Here is a 959-nt window from a genome sequence, read left to right on the forward strand (position 1 = left end):
TATTCGGGTTTTGGAGTGAGAGCGGTATAGAACAAATGGTTGCGGCAGATTTTGAGGTGGGTTGCCGGTAACCAGATTGAGCTGCACCTGATTTGTTCGGATTTGATTGTCTGTTGCACAGGTGTTGAGAAAATGCATCCCAACGTCAACACCTTGAGATAGGGCTGTATCCATCCAGACAAATTGCGATAATGTAATCGCTAGTGTAAATACTTTATATTTCATTTTACTTACCTTAAAACGACAATTTTTCTTTAAATAATTGTCAGGCGAAACGTTAAGCGTCAATTTGTTATTATTACGGCAATAATTTTTAATTTTTTAATCAGATTTCTCGACCTGTTTCAGATCTCCAAATCAGGAACCTCCCCAAGCGGGCGGGCTGGCAGAGTTTTTACGAGACGGTCGGGGGCGCGGCGCATGAGTGACTGGCTGGACTATCTGTCGCGGCTGTCGCTCGGCAAGATCGTGATCATCATCCTGTTTGCGCTGCTGGGCTCACGTTTCCGGCGGGACAACAGCTGGGGGGAGCGGGCTGTGACGATCATTTGCGGTGTGCTGGCAGCCGTCGTTTTCGCCGAGCCGCTCCGGCTTTTGCTTGGCTGGGGAGCGGATTATGAAAGCGTGGTGGCCGCCGCTCTGGCGCTCACCGGCCGCAACTGGGCCGTCTACGCCTTCCGGGCCTCAAAAGACCCGGCGGCGGCCCGCGAGATCAAGGCGATCCTCCGGGGGAAGGGGAAGTGAGGGGGCGATACGTTTTTGGCTGCTATCGCCATTGACCCTTTGTGCAAAGGTTTCCCAGTCCTCGTTGTCGTTTCGATAGGCAATCGAGTTCCGGAACGACTCCGGAATGTTGAGGGGGGGGTGATTTATAGGTCCAAGCTTTCCCTAAAGTCGGCAGAATGAGCAATCTCTGCAAGCTAAAATAAACGCCTGAATGAACTCATGCCGTGGTGTTA

The 959-nt window shown here is 51.5% G+C and carries 2 protein-coding genes; one reads left to right on the top strand and one right to left on the bottom strand.

Features of this window, described 5'->3' with window-relative positions; genetic code table 11:
* On the bottom strand, positions 1-225 hold a 225-nt coding region (locus tag E1297_RS49570), incomplete at its 3' end, for a hypothetical protein (RefSeq protein WP_209015571.1).
* 195 nt (positions 226-420) lie between these two features.
* Between E1297_RS49570 and E1297_RS01390 the strand changes: the two genes are divergently transcribed.
* The gene (locus tag E1297_RS01390) at positions 421-744 is read left to right on the top strand and encodes a hypothetical protein (RefSeq protein ID WP_155132953.1); all 324 of its coding nucleotides are present in this window, start codon (positions 421-423) and stop codon (positions 742-744) included.
* The last annotated feature ends 215 nt before the right edge of the window (positions 745-959 follow it).

It is taken from the genome of Roseibium sp. RKSG952 (assembly GCF_009711355.1).

What these genes read in the sequence shown, in the direction of transcription:
- E1297_RS01390 (WP_155132953.1), top strand. Translation starts at nt 421, where the DNA reads ATGAGTGACTGGCTGGACTATCTGTCGCGGCTGTCGCTCGGCAAGATC.